Genomic DNA, 19,711 nt, shown 5'->3' with positions numbered 1-19,711 from the left:
GCATTGTCACGTATTTATCTTTTGATTGCACGCACAATATTGCATGTTTCATCAAGGATTTGATGCTGATCAGAACAGCACTTCAGGAGACCCCCATGACCGAGTTACTGGCCAACCATGTGGCTGGCCGCTGGCAAACCGGCAGCGGCCCGGGCAGTTTGTTACGCGACCCGGTACTGGGAGCAGAGCTGGTGCGTGTCGATGCCACAGGGCTTGATCTGGGCGCCGCCTTTGCCTTCGCACGCGACACCGGCGGCAAAGCCTTGCGAGCCCTCAGTTACGCCCGGCGCGCCAGCCTGCTGGCCGATATTGCCGCCGTGCTGCAAAGCCGGCGCGACGCGTATTACGAGATTTCCACCGCCAACAGCGGCACCGTCAGAAACGACACCGCCGTCGATGTGGACGGCGGCATCTACACCCTGAACCAATACGCCAGATGGGGCGCGGCGCTCGGCGATGCGAGGCATCTGAGCGACGGCGAAGCCGTGGCGCTGGCCAAGGATGGAGCCTTTCTGTCCCGGCATATCCAGGTCCCGACACGCGGCGTGGCGCTGTTCATCAACGCCTTCAACTTCCCTGCCTGGGGGCTGTGGGAAAAAGCGGCTGCGGCCCTGCTCTCGGGCGTGCCCGTCATCGTCAAGCCGGCCACGGCCACCGCCTGGCTGACCCAGCGCATGGTCAGGGATGTGATCGATGCCGGCGTGTTACCGCCGGGGGCGCTGTCCGTCATCTGCGGCAGTGCCGCCGGATTGCTGGATCAGCTGCAGCCCATGGATGTGGTCTCGTTCACAGGGTCTGCGGAGACGGCTGCAACCATACGCTCTCACGCGGCCATCAGCCGCCATTCGGTGCGCAGCAATATCGAGGCCGACAGCGTGAACTGCGCGCTGCTGCTGCCCGGCCATGGCCCGGACAGCGAAGCCAGCGCCTTGCTGGCGCGTGAAGTGGTGCGCGAAATGACGGTCAAATCCGGCCAGAAATGCACGGCCATACGCCGCGTGCTGGTACCGCAAGCTCTGTACGACGGTGTGGCCCAGGCCATCGGTGCACAACTGGCCAAAATCACTGTAGGCAACCCGCGCAACGACGCTGTGCGCATGGGATCTCTGGTCAGCCGCGAGCAGTACGACAGCGTGCAGCAGGGCCTAGGCCGGTTGCTGGAGCACACGACGGCCCTGCATGACGGCCAGCGCAATGCGCTGATCGATGCCGACCCGGCGATTGCCGCCTGCGCCCAGCCTGTGCTGCTGGGAACACAGGACCCCGATGGCAGTGCATTCGTGCATGACATGGAAGTCTTTGGCCCGGTGGCCACGCTCATGCCCTACCGTGACCTGGCACATGGCCTGGCACTTGCACATCGCGGCCAGGGCTCGCTGGTCTGCTCGATCTATGGCGATGACGACCAGGCCCTGGCCGCCGCCGCCACCGATCTCGCAGTCAGCCACGGCCGCGTGCATGTGGTCACGCCCGCTGTCGCCAGGCTGCATACCGGCCACGGCAATGTCATGCCCCAGTCCCTGCATGGCGGTCCGGGCCGCGCCGGCGGCGGCTCCGAACTCGGCGGCCTGCGGGCACTGGATTTCTATCATCGCAAAAGCGCCATACAAGCCGCACCACAGCTTCTGCAGGCACTGGCCGAAACGACGGGAGCATGAGCCATGACAGACTTCAGTCAGCCCTTCAACTTCGCCCAGCATCTGTTCGATCTTAATCAGGGGCGCGGTGACAAGAACGCCTACACCGATGACCAGGGCACGCTCAGCTATGCCCAGCTGCAGGAGCAGGCGCGCCGCCTGGCCCATGGCCTGCTCGCGGCCGGCATCCATCGCGAGGAGCGCGTGCTGCTGGTCATGCACGATATGCGCGAATGGGTGGTCTCGTTTCTCGGCGCCATGTACGCAGGCGTGGTGCCGGTGGCGGTGAATACCTTGCTCACGGCCGCCGACTATGCCTATATGCTCGAGCATTGCCGTGCTCAGGCGATCGTGACCAATGGCGCGCTGGTTGCCGTGGTGCAGCAGGCCCTGGAGCAGGCGCAGCATGAGGTCAACCATATCTGGGTCGCCAGGCCCGATGAAGCACCGCAAGGCCTGCCGCCGGCCTTCGAGCCGCTGCAGCCCTGGCTGCAGCAGCAAACGCCGCTCGCTCATGCCGCCAGAACCATGGGCGACGACCCCGGCTTCTGGCTGTATTCCTCGGGCTCCACCGGCAAACCCAAGGGCGCGGTGCATACCCACGCCAACCCCTACTGGACGGCCGAGCTGTATGGCAAACCGGTGCTGGGCCTGAACGAAAGCGATGTCTGCTTTTCCGCCGCCAAGCTCTACTTCGCCTACGGTCTTGGCAACGCCCTGACCTTCCCCTTGAGCGTGGGAGCCAGCGTGGTGCTGATGGCCGAGCGTCCCACGCCGGAAGCCACCTTCAGGCGCTGGACCGAACACCAGCCCACGGTGTTTTTCGGCGCGCCTACGGGCTTTGCGGGCATGCTGGCTCACCCCGCCCTGCCGGCACGCGAGCAGGTCAGCCTGCGCATGTGCTCCTCGGCGGGCGAGGCCCTGCCGGCCGAGATTGCCCAGCGCTTCAAGGCCCGCTTCGGCGCCGATATCGTGGACGGCATCGGCTCCACCGAAATGCTGCACATCTTCATCTCCAACCGCCCGGACGACATACGCTACGGCAGCACGGGAAAGCCTGTACCAGGCTATGTGGTGGAGTTGCGCGGCGAGGACGGTCAGCCCGTGGCCGACGGCGAGATCGGCGACCTCTACATCAAGGGCCCGAGCGCCGCCCTGATGTACTGGGCCAACCGTGACAAGACACGCGACACCTTCCAGGGCGTCTGGCTCAAGAGCGGCGACAAATATGTGCGCGATGCAGACGGCTACTACACCTATGCAGGCCGCAGCGACGACATGCTCAAGGTCAGCGGCATCTATGTCTCGCCCTTCGAGGTCGAATCCACGCTGCAGCAGCACCCTGCCGTACTGGAGGCGGCCGTGATCGGCGTGACCGACGAACAGGGCCTGACCAAGACCAAATCCTATGTGGTGTGCAAGCCCGGCCAGAGCGCCAGCGAGGCTGAACTCAAGGCCTTTGTGAAGAATCGGCTGGCCGCCTACAAATACCCGCGCTTCATTGAATTTGTCGATGAGCTGCCAAAGACCGCGACAGGAAAGATCCAGCGCTTTCGTTTGCGTGAGCTGGAATCCAAGCCGCGCTAATTGCTTATCGCAAGGTTGCAAGAAGCTATCAAAACAGTAGTCACAAACTAGGGCAATCGCTGGTATTGCTTTAAACCTAAAGTTGTTAGAGTGCGCTCGTGCATCAGTGCCAACCCCAGCACCACAGCCAGTCATAACCGTTGATCTGAGAGTAAGCCGGCATTCGTCCATCAACCAGCAGGAGACAAGCATGAGCAAGCAATGGGCAATATGGAGCGCAATCGCACTGGCTGCCGCCGCAAGCGGCAGCAGCGCCATCGCGCAGGAGAAGATCAAGGTCGGCTTCATGCTGCCTTTCAGCGGCACTTATGCAGCCCTGGGCGTGGCGATCGAGAACGGCTTTCGCATGCAGGTAGCCGAGCAAGGCGGCAAGCTGGGCGGGCGCGAGATCGAATACTTCAAGGTCGACGATGAGTCAGATCCCGCCAAGGCAACGGACAACGTCAACCGCCTCATCAAGCGCGACAAGGTCGATGTGATCGTCGGCACCGTGCACTCCGGCGTGGCCATGGCCATGGCCAAGGCCGCCAAGGAAAGCGGCACCGTGCTCATCGTGCCCAATGCGGGAGCCGATGCAGTCACCGGCCCCATGTGCGCTCCCAATATCTTCCGCAGCTCCTTCTCCAACTGGCAGACGGCCTACCCCATGGGCGTGGTCGCAGCCAAGGAAGGCAAGAAAAATGCCATGACCCTGACCTGGAAGTACGCTGCCGGTGAAGAGGCCGTCAACGGCTTCAAGGAAGGCTTCGAGAAAAGCGGCGGCAAGGTCAGCAAGCAGCTGACGCTGCCGTTTCCCAACGTCGAATTCCAGGCTCTGCTGACCGAGATCGCAGCGGCCAAGCCCGATGCCGTGTTCTCCTTCTTCGCGGGCGCAGGTGCCGTGAAATTCGTCAAGGACTATCACGCCTCTGGCCTGTCCAAAACCATTCCGCTCTACGGACCGGGCTTTCTGACCGACGGCACGCTGGACGCTCAGGGCGAGGCCGCCCAGGGCATGCTGACCACGCTGCACTATGCCGACGAACTGGGTACGGCGCGCGATCAGGCCTTCCGCACCAATTACGCCAAGAACTACAAGCTGCAGCCCGATGTCTATGCCGTGCAAGGCTATGACGCAGCACAGATGCTGGCCGTGGGCCTGAAGGCCGCCGGTGGCGACATCGGCAAGAAAGACGTCTTCCGTACCGCCATCGAGAAAGCCACTATTGCCAGCCCGCGCGGCGACTTCACCTTGAGCAAGGCACACAATCCCGTGCAGGACATCTATCTGCGCAAGGTCGACGGCAAGGAGAACAAGAAGATCAGCGTGGCAGTGAAGGCTCTGGCGGACCCGGCCCGCGGCTGCCGCATGTAATAGACGCGAGCCATACCGCCCTCGATACCTGGTTGCTCTGTCCTGCCGCACCTTCGGTGCCGCCTGCGACAGAGCACCTCGTCTCCAGCGCGAATCGACGATTCGCCGTGCTGTATGCCTCGCTTTGCAGCCTCCTGCTTCAACAAGGATTGCCGTGGATCTCGCCACTTTTCTGGTGCAGTGTCTGAACTCTGTTCAGTACGGACTGCTTCTGTTTCTGCTGGCCTCTGGCCTGACGCTGATCTTCGGCATCATGGGGGTGATCAACCTCGCCCATGGCAGCTTCTACATGATTGGTGCCTATGTGGCGTTCTCGCTCGCACCGTACCTGGGCCAGCATTTCATCATCATGCTGCTGGCCGGCGTGGTGCTGGCCGTGGTGCTGGGCTATTTTCTCGAATGGGCATTCTTCAGCTTTCTCTACGAGCGCGATCACCTGCAGCAGGTGCTGATGACCTATGGCCTGATTCTGGTGTTTGAAGGCCTGCGCGCCATCCTCGTCGGCAACGATGTGCATGGCGTGGAAAAGCCTGCCTGGCTGGCCGGCAGCTTCCCTTTGATGGGCATGATGCAGTACCCCTGGTACAACGTGTTTGCAGCCGCTGCCTGCCTGCTGGTGGCGCTGCTGATGTACTACACCGTCAACCGCACGCGTCTGGGCATGATGATTCGTGCCGGTGCCAGCAACCGCGACATGGTGCGCGGCCTGGGCATCAACATCAAGCGCCTCTACCGCATCGTCTTTGCCGTGGGCGTGGCCCTGGCGGCCCTGGCCGGAATGATCGCGGCGCCCATGAGTTCGGTCTACCCCAATATGGGCTCCAGCGTGCTCATCATCTGCTTTGTGGTGGTGGTCATTGGCGGCATAGGCTCGATCACCGGCGCGCTGATTGCCTCGCTGCTGGTGGGCTTTGTGGATACCTTCGGCAAGGTGTTCTTCCAGGAACTCAGCGGCATGAGCATCTATCTGCTGATGGCCGTGATCCTTGTATGGCGCCCGGAAGGCCTGATGGGCAAGAGATGATGAAGTTCCCCTTGAGTCGCTTCGCGCCTTCCCCCTCTCTCGCGACGCGGGAGGGGGACAACACCTTCGCTGCGGTGCGGCCGGCCAGGCCCTTGCCCCATGTCCCCTGCTTGGCTCACGCCAGTTCTGCAAGCAGTGTCAAGGATCATTGATATGAGCGACACCTCCTATACGCCGCTGCCGCAATCCAATCAGGCCTATGCAGAAGCACCGGCCGTCACCAACCAGAGCCGCCCCATTCGCGCCAAAAGCGTGTGGGTAGCTGTGGTGCTGCCGCTGGCTGCTGCAGCGCTGCTGGCTGCTGCACAGCCCTTCTGGTCGGCCTATCTCTCCGATCTGGTGGTCAAGATCATGATCCTGTCCATCTTTGCGCTGAGCCTGCATATCCTGGTGGGCGGCGCAGGGCTGGTCAGCCTGGGCCATGCGGCCTACTTCGGGCTCGGTGCCTATGCTGCGGTGAAGGCCGCCGGCCAGGACGGCAGCAACTTTCTCGTCATGCTCGGCGCCGCCGTCGGTGTCTCGGGCCTGTATGCGCTGGTGGTGGGCGCCCTGAGTCTGCGCACCAAGGGCGTGTACTTCATCATGGTCACGCTGGCATTCGCTCAACTGGCTTTCTTTGTCGTGCACGACGTGGGCTATTTCGGCGGCAGCGACGGCATCTATCTGATGCAGCGCCCGGCCATAGGCGCACTGGACATGGAAAGCAGCAGCACGCAGTACTTCGTGGTACTGGCCGCGCTGGTGCTGGTCTATGCCTTCATCGCCATGCTGCGCCACTCCCGCTTCGGCCATGCGCTGGCCGGCATTCGCGTCAACGAGCAGCGCATGCGCGCTGCCGGCTTTGCCACCTACGGCTACAAGCTCGCCGGCTTTGTGATTGCCGGTGCGCTGGCGGGTCTGGCGGGCTTTCTGCTGGCCGCACGCGATGCCGTGGTCAACCCAGAGCTGCTGGCCTGGCACCACTCCGGCGAGGTACTGCTGATGCTGATTCTGGGTGGCGTGGGCTCGCTGCGCGGTGCCGTGCTGGGCACCATCACCTTTGTGCTGCTCAAGGAGCTGCTGAGCACCCATGCCATCGTTGGCAATGCAGCAGACCACTGGCAGCTGACGCTGGGCATCGCCATCATCGCGCTGGTCGCGCTGCTGCCCAAGGGTCTGGTGGGCATCAACGACAAATGGCAGAAGAAGGCTGCAGCGCAGAAGTCTCAGTCGGCAAGCGCTGGCCAGCAAGGAGCAGATCATGGCTGATGCGGAAAATGCTCCCCAGATGTCGGTGCGCGGCCTGACGCGGCGCTTTGGCGGGCTGGTGGCCGTGAACAATGTGAACCTGGATCTGCACCAGGGCGAGGTCCATGCCGTCATCGGCACCAACGGCGCAGGCAAGTCCACGCTGATCAACATGCTCTCGGGCGAGATAGCGGCCAGCAGCGGCAGTATTGCGCTTGAAGGCCGGGACGTCACGCAGATGCCGCAGCCGCAGCGCGCCAAGGCCGGCATCGGGCGCAGCTATCAGCGCACCACCATCTTTCCCGAGTTCACGGTGCTGGAGAACTGTCGCCTCACGGCCCAGGCCCAGGCCCTACCAAGGCCCTGGCGCATCTGGGAATCGGCCCAGCATTGCGCAGCCAGCATGCAGCGGGCGCAATCTGCGCTGCAGCGCGCAGGTCTTGCCCAGCATGCCGAGCGCATCGCCGGCAGCCTCAGCCACGGCGCCAAGCGCCAGCTGGAGGTCGCCATGTGTCTGGCCACAGCACCCCGCGTGCTGCTGCTTGACGAACCTCTGGCAGGCATGGGCGCCGAAGAGACAGAACGCATGCTGGAGCTGCTGCAGGAGCTCAAATCCGCGCATGCCGTGCTGCTGGTGGAGCACGATATGGATGCCGTTTTTCGCATTGCCGATCGCATCACCGTCATGGTCAACGGCAGCGTGGTGGCCACGGGCACGCCCGATCAGATTCGCAACGACCCGGTCGTGCGCACCGCCTATCTGGGAGAGGAAGAGCATGCTTGAAACAAAGCACCCCCTGAGCGGCTCTGCCGCTTCCCCCTCGGGGGACGGCACCATCGCTGCGGGGCAGCCCTTGCTTGCTGCCTCTGGCACAGGCACGCGCCCACTTTCCGGGGCTTCGAACCATGCCATGTTCAGCCTGCAGGAAGTGCACAGCTTTTACGGCGACAGCCATATCCTGCACGGCATCTCGCTGGATCTGCCCCAGGGCCAGGCCGTGGGCCTGCTGGGCCGCAACGGCATGGGCAAGACCACGCTGATCCGCACGCTGATGGGCTATGTGGCGGCACGTTCGGGCCGGGTGTTTGCCGACGGCAAGGAGGTGACGAATTCCGCCCCCGAGAAAATGGCGCGTCTTGGCATTGGCTATGTCCCCGAAGGGCGCGGCGTATTCCCCAATCTCTCCGTCAAGGAAAACCTCCTAATGAGCGCCAGAGCCGGCCTGGACGGCAGCCGGGGCTGGACCTACGAACGTGTGCTGGAAACCTTTCCACGCCTCAAGGAGCGACTGTCCAACGGCGGCGATCAACTCTCGGGCGGCGAGCAGCAGATGGTCTCCATCGGCCGCGCACTGATGACCAATCCTCGCCTCATGATTCTGGATGAAGCCACCGAGGGCCTGGCTCCGCTGGTGGTGGCCGAAATCTGGCGCGTGATTGCCCAGATTCGGGAAACCGGCATCTCCACGCTGATCGTGGACCGGGACTACAAGAAGGTGCTGGCCCATACCGACAAGGCCGTGGTGATGGAAAAAGGCCGACTGGCCTTGCAGGCTCAGTCCGCTGATCTGTTGCGGCAACCGGAGAAGTTGTCGGTGTTGTTGGGAGTTTGACTGTCGTCTTGTTTTGATAGCTGTTCACGCCTGATAGATAAGCTTTTGAGACCTCCTCTGTTTGATGTTTGGAGTGAAACTGGGTACCTGATTTATGGACAGAGGCCGGGACTCGCCCCGGCCTATATCCTCAAAACAAAGCGGTCTCGCAAACCAAAACCTACTGAACCCCGCCCAACGAAGCAGCATCCAGTCGCACATTCTTCGCCGCCTCTGGCGGCAGGATCGCCATCGTCAGACTGCAGTTGCAGGTCAGCTTGCCCTCTTCATCACGCAGCTCCACCGCCCAGACATGCGTGGTGCGCCCCAGGTGCGTGGGCCGCGCCGTGGCGGTGATCCAGCTGCCCTTGCGACCTGCTCGCACATGATTGGCAGTCACGCCCAGGCCCACGCAGCGGTAGCCTTCGGGAATGCTGCAGGCCGCGGCCATCGACCCCAGCGTCTCGGCCAGCACCACGCTGACACCGCCGTGCAAAATGCCATAGGGCTGGCAGGTGCGTTCATCCACATGGATGCGTGCGCGCACATAGTCGTCGCCGTATTCGGTGAACTCAATGCCCAGGTGGGAAATTGCAGTGTTTGCGCTGCCTGCGTTCAGCGCTTTCAGATCGAGCTCTCGGGTCCAGATCGCCATACCAGTCCTTGTGGTGCATGAAAAAAGGACGCTCTTTGCAGAGCGTCCTTCGATGCTAAGGACTTGGAGCAGCAGGCGCCAGCACCAAGCGGACTAGCTCGCAGCGGTCAGCCCACCCACACCCCGAGTCAGAGACACCAAGCAAGGGCCTAGGCGGCCCCACCGCCCCGCAGCGAGGGTGTCGTCCCCCTGGGGGAAGCCGCGGAGCCGCCCAGGTGCAGCGGCTCAGGGGGTAGCTCAGCTACGCATATCGCCCTTGTCCATGAAGCGCTGATGCCAGGACAGTGCCTCGGTCAGGATATGCGGCGTGTGCTGTGCACCCTGCTGGCGCGAGCGGTCGAAATAATCCTGCAGCTGGGCGCGGTAGTCCGGATGGGCACACCTGTCGATGATGACTTGCGCACGCTGCTTGGGCGACAGGCCGCGCAGATCGGCCAGGCCTTGCTCGGTGACGATGATCTGGGTGTCATGCTCGGTGTGGTCCACATGCGAGCACATGGGCACGATGCAGCTGATCTTGCCGTCCTTGGCCACCGAGGGCGTGACAAAGAAGGACAGATAGCCGTTGCGAGCAAAGTCGCCCGAGCCGCCGATGCCGTTCATCATGCCTGTGCCCATGACATGGGTGGAGTTGATGTTGCCGTAGATGTCGGCTTCGATCATCGAGTTCATGGCGATGATGCCCAGGCGGCGCACCAGCTCGGGGTGGTTCGAGATTTCCTGCGGGCGCAGGATGATGCGCTCGCGGTAGAAGTCGATGTTGTCCTCGAAATCCTTGTAAGCCGCGGCAGACAGCGAGATGGAGGTGGCCGAGGCCTTGCTCATCTTGCCCGCGCGCAGCAGATCCAGCATGCCGTCCTGCAGCACTTCGGTAAAGCCCAGCAGGTTCTCGAACGGGCCGGTCAGCAAGCCTGCCAGCACGGCATTGGCCACATTGCCCACACCCGACTGGATGGGCAGCATTTCCTTTGGCAGGCGGCCCATCTTCATCTCGTGGGCCAGAAAGTCGATGATGTAGCCGGCTATTTTCTGGGAGTTTTCGTCCGGTGTGGCAAACACATTGTCGCGGTCGCCCTTGTGGGTCTCGACCACGGCAACGACCTTGGCGGGGTCCACCTTCAGGTAGGCATCGCCGATGCGGTCGTCGGCATGCGTCATGTTGATGGGCATGCGGCGCGGCGGGATGGCCGTGCCGTAGTAGATGTCGTGCATGCCCTCCATCCGGGCGGGTGGCTTGGTGTTGACTTCCAGAATCACCTTGTCGGCGATCTCCAGCCAGGTCTTGTTGTTGCCCACGGCAGTCGACGGTATCAGCAGGCCGTCGGCGGTCACGCCCAGCACCTCGATCACGGCGATGTTCATATGGCCCAGAAAGCCGAACCAGGCATGCTGCGCCACATGGGACAGGTGCATGTCGATGAAGTCGATCTCACCCGAGTTCACGGCCTTGCGCGCGATGGGATCGGTGTTGAAGGGCAGGCGCTGACCCAGTGCGTGGGCTTCGGCCATCACGCCGTCGCATTCGGCGGCGGTGGACGCGCCGGTCCAGACATTGATCTTGTAGGGCTTGCCCTGGGCATGCTCGGCCTTGGCACGGGCCGCTATGGCCTGTGGCAATGCCTTGGGATAACCGGCTCCGGTAAAGCCGCTCATGCCGACATTGACACCGTGGGGAATCAGGGCGGCGGCCTCTTCGGCCGTCATGACGCGCGAGAGGAATTCTGGGTAACGTACGCGATCTGCGATGGACATTGCATGCTCCAAACTCAGAGGCCCCGGCCCGGCACGCGAGCCTGACCGGCGCCAACGCGCTGGCATTCTTGCGGCTCATGCTCGGCGCTCAGGCTGGCACCTCCAAAAAAAACCGCCCGGGTAGGGCGGCATATCTCCAGAGAGAAATGTTACCAGCGCGGAACATTAACACCGGGATTCTCGGCAAAGGCCCCGCGCTGCTGTCAGGGGAATGTTCCCCCGATTACATGTTGGCACTCACTTGGCCTGTACCTTGGTTTCAGATTTGCGCTCGCCCATGGTCAGCAGCGCATACAGGATGATGGCGCCAAAAGTGGCGCAGCCGATGCCGCCCAGCGCGAATTCGCCGAACCTCAGCGTGAATTCTCCGGTGCCCAGGATCAGGGTGATGGCAGCCACGATCAGATTCTTGGTGTCGGAGAAGTCCACCTTGTTGTCCACCCAGATCTTGGCGCCGGCAATGGCGATCAGGCCGAACACCACGATGGAGACACCGCCCATCACGGGCAGGGGAATGGCCTGGATCAGCGCACCGAACTTGGGCGAGAAGCCCAGCAGCACGGCCAGCAGGGCCGCCACAAAGAACACGGCCGTGGAGTAGATGCGGGTCGCCGCCATCACGCCGATGTTTTCGGCATAGGTGGTCACGCCCGTGCCGCCGGCTGCGCCGGAGACCATGGTGGCCACGCCGTCACCGATGAAGGCACGACCCATGTACTGGTCCAGGTTCTTGCCCGTCATGGCGGTCACGGCCTTGATATGGCCCAGGTTCTCGGCCACCAGGATGATGACCACGGGCACGATCAGCAGCATGGCATTGCTGGTGAACACCGGCGCATGGAAGCTGGGAATGCCGAACCAGGCGGCATTGAGCACTCCGCTCAGGTCCACCGGCTTGCCCCAGCCCAGGCCGTTGGTGAAGACGGCGTAGAGCACGCTGGCAATGATCAGGCCGATCAGAATCAGCAGGCGCTGCAGCATGCCGCGCGTGAACACGGCCACCAGCGCCACGGACACAAAGGTCAGCGCCTGCATCCAGGACTCGAAGTTGTTGGACGCCATGTTCTTGATGGGAATCGCGGCCAGGTTCAGGCCGATGATGGCCACCACGGCGCCCGTCACCACGGGCGGCATGAAGCGTTCGATCCAGGCCGTGCCCACCATCTGCACCAGCAGACCGACCAGCATGTAGACAAAGCCGCAGGCAATGATGCCGCCCAGCGCCACGCCGATATTGGCGTTGGCTGGGCCCTGGCTGGCCACGTAGCCGGTGGCGATGTTGACCACGCCGATGAAGGCAAAGGAAGAGCCCAGATAGCTGGGCACCTTGCCGCCGGTGATGAGAAAGAAGATCAGCGTGCCGATGCCGCTCATCAACACCGCCAGATTGGGATCGAACCCCATGAGGATGGGGGCCAGCACGGTGGAGCCGAACATGGCGATCACGTGCTGGATACCCATCAAACCGGTCTGCGTCCAGGGCAGTCGCTCATCGGGGCCGATGACGCCACCGCCCTGCAAGACATCGGACGATCGCTCCGTCCATTGAAACATTCCCATCCCATCGCTCCTTGGAGATATCAAAAACGGAGCAGATTATGGCAAGCAGTGCTTGCCCGCTGGGGTCGTGCAAGCACTGGTAAACCAGGGACTGTGGTCTCTTGCACACGCGGGAAAACGGCGGCAGAACGTCAGACTATCAAATACATAGCTTCCAGCGCCAACCCATCAATGATTTCATTGATAAATAGATATGAAGTGATTGATCAGCAAGCGCAAGAAGCTATCAAATTCATTGCTTCTGCTGCAGCGCGCGCGCAATGCGATCGCGCTTGACCGTAGGCTTGGGCACCTTGAACGGGAACCACATGCGCACATCCTCCTCCAGCGCGATGCCGTGCATGAAGTTGTAGATGGCCTTCTTGAGCGCCGCGCCCAGTGCATCGTGATCGACGCCCGTGGGGTCGATGAAGGGACGGTCGTTCTTGGCGAAGTTGCCCTCGGGCAGCGGCGGCAGCTCGATGCCGTATTCCTCGGGGTTGAGGCCCACGGGCGAGTGCACGGTGCAGCTGAAGCGGTGAAAGAAGCCGCTTTGGATACAGCCGTTGAGGAACAGCTGGCGCACATACTCGAGCGCGTCCACCGTGTCCTGCACGGTCTGCGTCGGAAAGCCGTACATCAGATAGGCATGGACCAGGATGCCGGCCTCCGAGAACGCCTTGGTCACGCGTGCCACCTGGTCCACGGTCACGCCTTTTTTCATCAGCGCCAGCAGCCGGTCGGACGCCACTTCCAGACCGCCGGAGATGGCGATGCAGCCGCTGTCGGCCATCAGCTCTGCCAGCTCGGGCGTGAAGGTCTTCTCGAAGCGCACATTGCCCCACCAGGAGATGCCGGCGTTGCGCGCAATCAGCTCCTGCGACAGCGCCTTGAGCGCCTTGGGCGGCGCGGCCTCGTCGACAAAGTGAAAACCGGTCTGGCCGGTCTCGGCGACGATGGCCTCGATGCGGTCGGCCAGCACGGCGGCGCTGGCGCCCTCGTAGCGACCGATATAGTCCAGGCTCACATCGCAGAAGCTGCACTTCTTCCAGTAGCAGCCATGGGCTACGGTGAGCTTGTTCCAGCGCCCGTCGCTCCAGAGCCGGTGCATGGGGTTGAGCATGTCCAGCAGCGACAGGTATCGGTCCAGCGGCAGGCCGTCCCAGGTGGGCGTTCCGACCTCGGCAAACGCGATATCGGACTCCATCATGTTCACGTACTGCACCTTGCCATCGTCGCCGCGCACAAAGCTGCGCACCAGACGCGATCTGCCGCGCTCGCCGCGCAGATGCTCGAGCAGCGCCAGCAGCGGGCGTTCGCCCGCATCCAGCGTCACGAAGTCGAAGTAGTCGAACACGCGCGGCTCGGCCAGCTCGCGCAGCTCGGTGTTGACAAAGCCGCCGCCCAGCACGGTGGCGATCTGCGGGAAACGCCGCTTGATGGTCTGGGCAATACGAAACGCCGCATAGGCCGAGCCCGGAAAGGGCACGGACAGCAGCACCACCGTGGGCTGGTGGCGCTCCACGGCCTCCAGCGTCAGGCGCTCCAGCACCTCGTCCACCAGATTCGGCTCTGCCGCCAGTGCGCTGGCCAGCGGATCGAAGCTGGGCTGGCTGCCAGCCAGCGACTCGGCATAGCGCACGAACTCGAAGCGCTCGTCCACGGCATCGCGCAGCACATCGGCCAGATCGTTGAGGTACAGCGTGGCCAGATGCTTGGCCTTGTCCTGCAGGCCTAAAGCGCCGAAAGCCCATCCCAGCGGATCGCCGCCCTCTTCGTCCTCATACACATCGAGCGTGGCAAAGCGCGGGCCTTCGGGCAGAAAGTGGCGCCCCACGATGCGGTGGGCCAGCGTGGAGTCTCGCCCCTGCAAAAACGCAATCGTGGGCGCGATCGTGGCCAGATAGCGCTCCTGCTGCGCGACAAAGGACTGGACGGCAGGCGTGTGCTGCCTGGCAGGCAGACTCTGGATGCGCTCGGCCACGGCGCGCAGGCCATCGGGCGAGAGCAGCTGCAGCACCAGGGCCAGTGCCAGGTCTTCCTGCATGGCGGTGATGCCGCGCGAGCGCAGAAAGCCGGTCAGGTAGGCCGTGGAGGGGTAGGGAGTGTTGAGCTGCGTCATCGGCGGAATGACGGCCAGCACGCGGGTGGGCAAAGCGGACATGGGGTGCGGGTCGCCGGCATGCGCCGTTGACGGTGTAGACAGGCCCCGATTATCGGTTTGACCGCTCAGCTGTGCTCGTGTGCGCCCATACAGCCGACCGCGCTGCTGCACAGGTGACATCTGGCGGGGCCACCACCAATGACTTGCAAGGGCTGCAGCGCTAGGCTGGATCCATGTCTTCCGCACCGCAACACCCCGCTCCCTATATCCCTCAGATCCGGCTGTACCAGAACTGGCTGCATGAAACGCGCGGCCTGAGCTTTGCCGACTATGACGCGCTGTGGCGCTGGTCGACCAGCGATCTCGGCACCTTCTGGCAAAGCATCTGGGACTACTTCGATCTGCAGTCGCCCACGCCGCACAGCGCGGTGCTGGCCAGGAACACCATGCCCGGTGCGCAGTGGTTCCCGGGCGCGCAGGTGAACTATGTGCAGCAGGTGCTGCGCCATGTCCAGCCGGCCCATGCCGCCGGCATGCCGGCCGTCATCAGCCGCAACGAGCAGGGTCTGCAGCGCGAGCTGAGCTGGCCCGAGCTGCAGCGCCAGGTGGCGGCCCTGGCCCTGCATCTGCGTGCCCAGGGCGTTGCCAAGGGCGACCGCGTCGCGGCCTATCTGCCCAATATTCCCGAGGCCATCGTCGCCTTTCTGGCCTGCGCCAGCCTGGGCGCCATCTGGAGCATCTGCGCGCCCGACATGGGCACCCATGCCGTGCTCGACCGCTTCAAGCAGATAGCGCCCAAGGCGCTGATCGCCGTGGACGGCGTGCATTACGCAGGCAAGGACATAGACCGCCGCGAAGTCCTGCAGGAGCTGCGCCAGGGCCTGCCCAGCGTGCAGCACGTGGTGCTGGTGCCCAATCTGGATACCTCGATAAAGATAGCCGACACCGCAGACTACACCAGCGTTACCGCGCGAAATGATGCAGAGACGGCAGCCTTCACGCCAGAGTGGCTGCCCTTCGACCACCCGCTGTGGATCGTCTACTCCAGCGGCACCACGGGCCTGCCCAAGCCCATAGTCCACGGCCATGGCGGCATGGTGCTGGTGGCCTTGCAGCTCAAGGCCTTGCACAACGACATCGGCTGCAGCTACGAGCCCAATAGCTGGGGCGAGCGTTACCACTGGTACAGCTCCACGGGCTGGGTGATGTGGAATGCCCAGGTCTCGGGCCTGCTGGGCGGCACGAGCTGCGTGATCTTTGACGGCAGCCCCGGCGGCAGCAAGGACAAGCCCGACTGGGGCACGCTGTGGCGCTTTGCGGCCGAGACCGGCGTGACCAGCTTTGGCTCGGGCGCGGCCTTCTATGCCAACTGCATGAAAGCCGGCCTTGAGCTGTCCAGCTGCGGCGACCTGTCGCGCATACGCGGGCTGGGCAGCACGGGCTCGCCGCTGTCTGCCGAGGTACAGCAGTGGGGGACGGAGCAGTTTGCCAAGCTTGGGCGCCCTGACATTTGGTGGAACAACCTCTCGGGCGGCACCGACTTCGCGGGGGCCTTCATCGGCGGCAACCGCGATCTGCCCCTGGTGCCCGGCGTCATGCAGTGCCGCCAGCTGGGCGCCGCCGTCGAGGCCTGGAACGAGCAGGGCCAGCCCGTGATGGACGAGGTCGGCGAGCTGGTCTGCACCCAGCCCATTCCCTCCATGCCGCTGTTTCTCTGGGGCGATGCGGACGGCAAGCGCTATTTGTCGAGTTACTTCGATATGTACCCGGCCGGCCATGGCCGCCAACCGGGCGGCGGCGATGGTGACGCCGAAATGGGGCCGGTCTGGCGTCATGGCGACTGGATCAAGCTGCTTGGCGAGGGCGGCTGCATCATCTACGGCCGCAGCGACGCCACCATCAACCGCCATGGCCTGCGCATGGGCACCAGCGAGATCTACAGCGCCGTCGAGGCCCTGCCCGAGGTGCTGGACAGCATGGTGGTGGATCTCGAATATCTGGGCAAGGACAGCTATATGCCGCTGTTTGTGGCCCTGCGTCCGGGCGTGGAGCTCGATGCGGCGCTGCGCGAGCGCATCAACAAGGCCATCCGCTCGGCGCTGTCGCCCCGCTTTGTGCCCGACGATATCTTTGCCGTGGCCGAGATACCGCGCACGCTCAGCGGCAAAAAGCAGGAGCTGCCCATCAAGAAGCTGCTGCTGGGCCAGCCGCTGGCCAAGGTGGTCAACAAGGACGCCATGGCCAACCCAGGCTGCCTGGACTGGTACGAGGGCTTTGCCAGGGAATATCTGGCCCGGGCAGGAGCAGGCACAGTGTCCTGACGCGGCAGGCGCGGTGCGAGGGCCTGAGTGGCCTCCGCCGCCTTGCAAAGGATTACCGTCCCTTCTTGGGGATCAGTGCCCCTGAAAGCGGGCAGTTCTCTTTTCGCGCCAGGCCGCGCCGCCTTCCTTCAGATCGGCTGAGGCGATGGTGGCCTGCACGGCGGCATCGACGCCCGCCTTGTCATGCACGCCGCGGGCAATGGCGTTGAGATGTTTCTTCATTCCCAGCAAGGCCAGCGGCGCCATGCCGGCCAACGTGGTCTGCAGCTGCATCACGCGCTCGCCGATATCGGTGCCGTCCACCAGATCGGTCAGAAAGCCGCAGTCCTTCATGGCCTGGGCCTGCAGCTTCTCGCAGCTCAGGAACAGGCGCTTGGCCGTATCCACGCCCAGGCGGGTCACATAGCGCTCCAGGCCCGAGAGGTAGAAATGCAGGCCCAGCCGCGCGGCGGGCATGAACATCTGGCTGTTGGCCCCGCCCACGCGGAAGTCGCAGGCCAGTGCCATATCGGTGGCACCGCCGAACACGCCGCCCTGAATCGCGGCAATGGTGACGGGACGGCAGTTCTCGATGGCATCCACCATCTCGCCGAAGGAGCTGCCCTCGTTCTGGCTGTTGGCGATCTCGCCAATGTCATAACCGCTGCAGAAATGCCTGCCCACCGCCTGCAGCGTCAGCACCAGCACCGCGGGGCTGGCATTGACCTCGTCGATCTGACGACGCAGCACGATCAGGTCTTCGGGCAGCAGTTTGTTGGCAACTTCGGGACGGCGCAAGGTGATGCTGGCACAGGCGCCCTGGATCAAAAGCTCTGGAGACATGACTGTATTTTCATCCAGACCTGCACAGACACAGGCCTCTGAGGTGCATCAAGTGTTGCAGTGCAAACACTCGGTGACCATATCTTTTACCGGTAGGCAGGTACACTTTGTCGTCCTCATAGAGCACCTGATGTGCGCTGATCCCATCCATGTCTGTTGAATCGACCGGCGCCGAGCGCCCCAGCTTTGACCTCAAGAGCGCACAACTGCCGGTGCTTTCCGTGGTACTTCGCAGCACCGACATGCAGGCGCTGGCCCAGGATCTGGCCCGCCGTCTTGCCGACGACCCGGACTTCTTCGACAACGACCCTGTGCTGATCGACCTCAGCCAGGTGCGCGAAGCAGAGGAAGAAATCGACTTCCCGGCCCTGATCGAGGCCCTGCGCAACCACCGCACAGTGCCCGTTGCCGTGCGCAGCGGCAGCGAGGCCCAGATGGAAGCAGCCAAGGCCCTTGGTCTGAGCGCAGCCCCCGATGCCATGCCGACGCGCCGCACCGAGCCGGAAATCCACGAAATCATTCGCGAAGTGGAGGTCGAGGTGCCTGCTCCGCTGGCCGATGCCGTCATCGTGGACCGGCCGCTGCGCTCGGGACAGCGCGTCTATGCCAAAGGCACCGACATTGTGGTTCTGGACATGGTCAGCTATGGTGCCGAGGTGATTGCCGACGGCAACGTCCATGTCTATGCGCCGCTGCGCGGCCGCGCCGTGGCCGGGGCCAGCGGCAACACCAGCGCAAGAATTTTTAGCACTTGCATGGAGGCGCAACTGCTTTCCATCGCAGGTATCTACCGCACAATTGAAACCGATCTCCCCAAGGACGTCGCCGGCAAAGCTGCCAAGGTGCGCCTGGAGGGAGAAAGAATCGTTATCGAGCCGGTATGAGAGACACACCGGACACCCTATCAACCTGCCCCATTTGTCTTAAAGGAATCGTGCAAACATGGCCAAAATCGTCGTCGTGACCTCTGGCAAAGGCGGTGTCGGCAAGACCACCACCAGCGCCAGCTTCGCATCCGGCCTCGCACTGCGCGGCCACAAGACCGCAGTGATTGACTTCGATGTGGGTCTGCGCAATCTCGATCTGATCATGGGCTGCGAACGCCGCGTGGTCTATGACCTCATCAATGTCATCCAGGGCGAAGCCAATCTGAACCAGGCCCTGATCAAGGACAAGCAGTGCGAAAACCTGTTCGTGCTGGCCGCTTCGCAGACCCGAGACAAGGAAGCCCTCACGCAGGAAGGCGTGAAGAAGGTGCTGGACGATCTGTCCGCCATGGACTTCGAGTTCATCATCTGCGACTCGCCCGCCGGCATTGAAAGCGGCGCACTGATGGCCATGCACTATGCCGAAGAGGCCCTGGTGGTGACCAACCCCGAAGTCTCGTCGGTGCGAGACTCGGACCGTATCTTGGGCATGCTCAGCTCCAAGACGGAGCGTGCGGTCAAGGGCGAGCGTATCAAGGAGCATCTGCTGATCACGCGCTACAACCCCAATCGTGTGGAAGACGGCCAGATGCTGTCGCTGGAGGATATCCAGGACATTCTGCGCATCGAGCTGATCGGCGTGATCCCCGAATCCGAAACCGTGCTCCAGGCCTCCAACCAGGGCATTCCCGCCGTGCACATGCAAGGCACGGATGTGGCAGAGGCCTATCAGGACGTGGTGGCCCGATTCCTGGGCGAAGAAAAACCCATGCGCTTTACCGAAGCCGTCAAACCCGGTTTCTTCAAGCGCATGTTTGGCGGGAGGTAAGCCTGATGTCCATGTTGTCGTTTCTGCTCGGAGAGAAGAAGAAGTCCGCCTCGGTCGCCAAGGAGCGACTGCAGATCATTCTCGCGCGCGAGCGCGTGGGCGGCGAAAGTGGCAAGCCCGACTATCTGCCCGCCCTGCAAAAAGAGCTGATGGCCGTGATTTCCAAGTATGTGGACATCAACCCCAATGACATCAAGGTACAGCTGGAGCGCCAGGAAAACCTTGAGGTTCTGGAAGTCAAGATCGAGCTGCCGGACGCCGCACGCGGCTGATACCAACTCATCTATCCATAGCGCTAGCGCTTGATGGACAAGGAAATGGGCCTGAAAAGGCCCATTTTTC

At 63.1% G+C, this 19,711-nt stretch carries 16 protein-coding genes; 11 read left to right on the top strand and 5 right to left on the bottom strand.

Features of this window, described 5'->3' with window-relative positions; all coding sequences use genetic code 11:
- Window positions 1-95: 95 nt before the first annotated feature.
- From CSE6_RS06005 to CSE6_RS05975, 7 genes are all read left to right on the top strand, one after another.
- Window positions 96-1,658 carry a 3,4-dehydroadipyl-CoA semialdehyde dehydrogenase gene (locus CSE6_RS06005; protein WP_059440158.1) on the top strand — a complete coding sequence of 521 codons (1,563 nt, stop codon included), beginning with the start codon at window positions 96-98 and terminating at the stop codon, window positions 1,656-1,658.
- A 3-nt stretch (window positions 1,659-1,661) separates the two neighbouring features.
- On the top strand, window positions 1,662-3,224 hold the full coding sequence (locus CSE6_RS06000; RefSeq protein ID WP_059440087.1) for a benzoate-CoA ligase family protein: 1,563 nt from the start codon (window positions 1,662-1,664) through the stop codon (window positions 3,222-3,224).
- 190 nt (window positions 3,225-3,414) lie between these two features.
- Window positions 3,415-4,578: an ABC transporter substrate-binding protein gene (locus CSE6_RS05995; protein WP_034351274.1), complete on the top strand. Its 1,164-nt coding sequence runs from the start codon at window positions 3,415-3,417 to the stop codon at window positions 4,576-4,578.
- A gap of 154 nt (window positions 4,579-4,732) precedes the next feature.
- Complete coding sequence (locus CSE6_RS05990) at window positions 4,733-5,602, top strand: branched-chain amino acid ABC transporter permease (protein ID WP_012836600.1); 870 nt, start codon at window positions 4,733-4,735, stop codon at window positions 5,600-5,602.
- 153 nt (window positions 5,603-5,755) lie between these two features.
- Window positions 5,756-6,850, top strand: a complete 1,095-nt coding sequence (locus tag CSE6_RS05985; protein ID WP_034351270.1) for a branched-chain amino acid ABC transporter permease — start codon at window positions 5,756-5,758, stop codon at window positions 6,848-6,850.
- A complete protein-coding gene (locus CSE6_RS05980; RefSeq protein ID WP_059440086.1) occupies window positions 6,843-7,613 on the top strand; it encodes an ABC transporter ATP-binding protein in 771 nt (256 codons plus the stop codon). The genes CSE6_RS05985 and CSE6_RS05980 overlap by 8 nt, the downstream gene beginning before the upstream one ends.
- Window positions 7,614-7,740: 127 nt before the next feature.
- Complete coding sequence (locus tag CSE6_RS05975; RefSeq protein WP_034389899.1) at window positions 7,741-8,442, top strand: ABC transporter ATP-binding protein; 702 nt, start codon at window positions 7,741-7,743, stop codon at window positions 8,440-8,442.
- Between the two features lie 160 nt (window positions 8,443-8,602).
- Here the strand turns inward: CSE6_RS05975 and CSE6_RS05970 are convergent, their stop codons facing one another.
- From CSE6_RS05970 to CSE6_RS05955, 4 genes are all read right to left on the bottom strand, one after another.
- Window positions 8,603-9,076, bottom strand: a complete 474-nt coding sequence (locus CSE6_RS05970; RefSeq protein ID WP_034382695.1) for a PaaI family thioesterase — start codon at window positions 9,074-9,076, stop codon at window positions 8,603-8,605.
- A 237-nt stretch (window positions 9,077-9,313) separates the two neighbouring features.
- Entirely contained in the window at window positions 9,314-10,828 is a 1,515-nt protein-coding gene (locus CSE6_RS05965) for an acetyl-CoA hydrolase/transferase family protein (protein WP_059440085.1), read from the bottom strand.
- A gap of 237 nt (window positions 10,829-11,065) precedes the next feature.
- Window positions 11,066-12,388, bottom strand: coding sequence for a solute carrier family 23 protein (locus CSE6_RS05960; RefSeq protein WP_034351257.1), 1,323 nt, complete (start codon window positions 12,386-12,388; stop codon window positions 11,066-11,068).
- Between the two features lie 232 nt (window positions 12,389-12,620).
- Complete coding sequence (locus CSE6_RS05955; protein WP_012836595.1) at window positions 12,621-14,531, bottom strand: B12-binding domain-containing radical SAM protein; 1,911 nt, start codon at window positions 14,529-14,531, stop codon at window positions 12,621-12,623.
- A gap of 173 nt (window positions 14,532-14,704) precedes the next feature.
- Here CSE6_RS05955 and CSE6_RS05950 point away from each other — a divergent pair, with 173 nt between their 5' ends.
- Entirely contained in the window at window positions 14,705-16,792 is a 2,088-nt protein-coding gene (locus CSE6_RS05950; RefSeq protein WP_059440084.1) for an acetoacetate--CoA ligase, read from the top strand.
- Between the two features lie 72 nt (window positions 16,793-16,864).
- Here the strand turns inward: CSE6_RS05950 and CSE6_RS05945 are convergent, their stop codons facing one another.
- Window positions 16,865-17,614: an enoyl-CoA hydratase/isomerase family protein gene (locus CSE6_RS05945; protein WP_034351253.1), complete on the bottom strand. Its 750-nt coding sequence runs from the start codon at window positions 17,612-17,614 to the stop codon at window positions 16,865-16,867.
- Between the two features lie 149 nt (window positions 17,615-17,763).
- Here CSE6_RS05945 and minC point away from each other — a divergent pair, with 149 nt between their 5' ends.
- From minC to minE, 3 genes are read left to right on the top strand one after another with little or no spacing between them, the layout of a single operon-like run.
- Window positions 17,764-18,498, top strand: coding sequence for a septum site-determining protein MinC (gene minC / locus CSE6_RS05940; RefSeq protein WP_034351247.1), 735 nt, complete (start codon window positions 17,764-17,766; stop codon window positions 18,496-18,498).
- A 58-nt stretch (window positions 18,499-18,556) separates the two neighbouring features.
- On the top strand, window positions 18,557-19,369 hold the full coding sequence (gene minD, locus CSE6_RS05935; protein WP_003069672.1) for a septum site-determining protein MinD: 813 nt from the start codon (window positions 18,557-18,559) through the stop codon (window positions 19,367-19,369).
- Between the two features lie 5 nt (window positions 19,370-19,374).
- Window positions 19,375-19,641, top strand: coding sequence for a cell division topological specificity factor MinE (minE, locus tag CSE6_RS05930; RefSeq protein WP_003071985.1), 267 nt, complete (start codon window positions 19,375-19,377; stop codon window positions 19,639-19,641).
- Window positions 19,642-19,711: the final 70 nt, after the last annotated feature.

Origin of the sequence: Comamonas sp. E6 (assembly GCF_001010305.1) — a bacterium.
In the GTDB taxonomy this organism is placed as follows: Bacteria; Pseudomonadota; Gammaproteobacteria; order Burkholderiales; family Burkholderiaceae_C; genus Comamonas; species Comamonas thiooxydans.
This window is presented reverse-complemented; position numbering and strand designations above follow the sequence as displayed.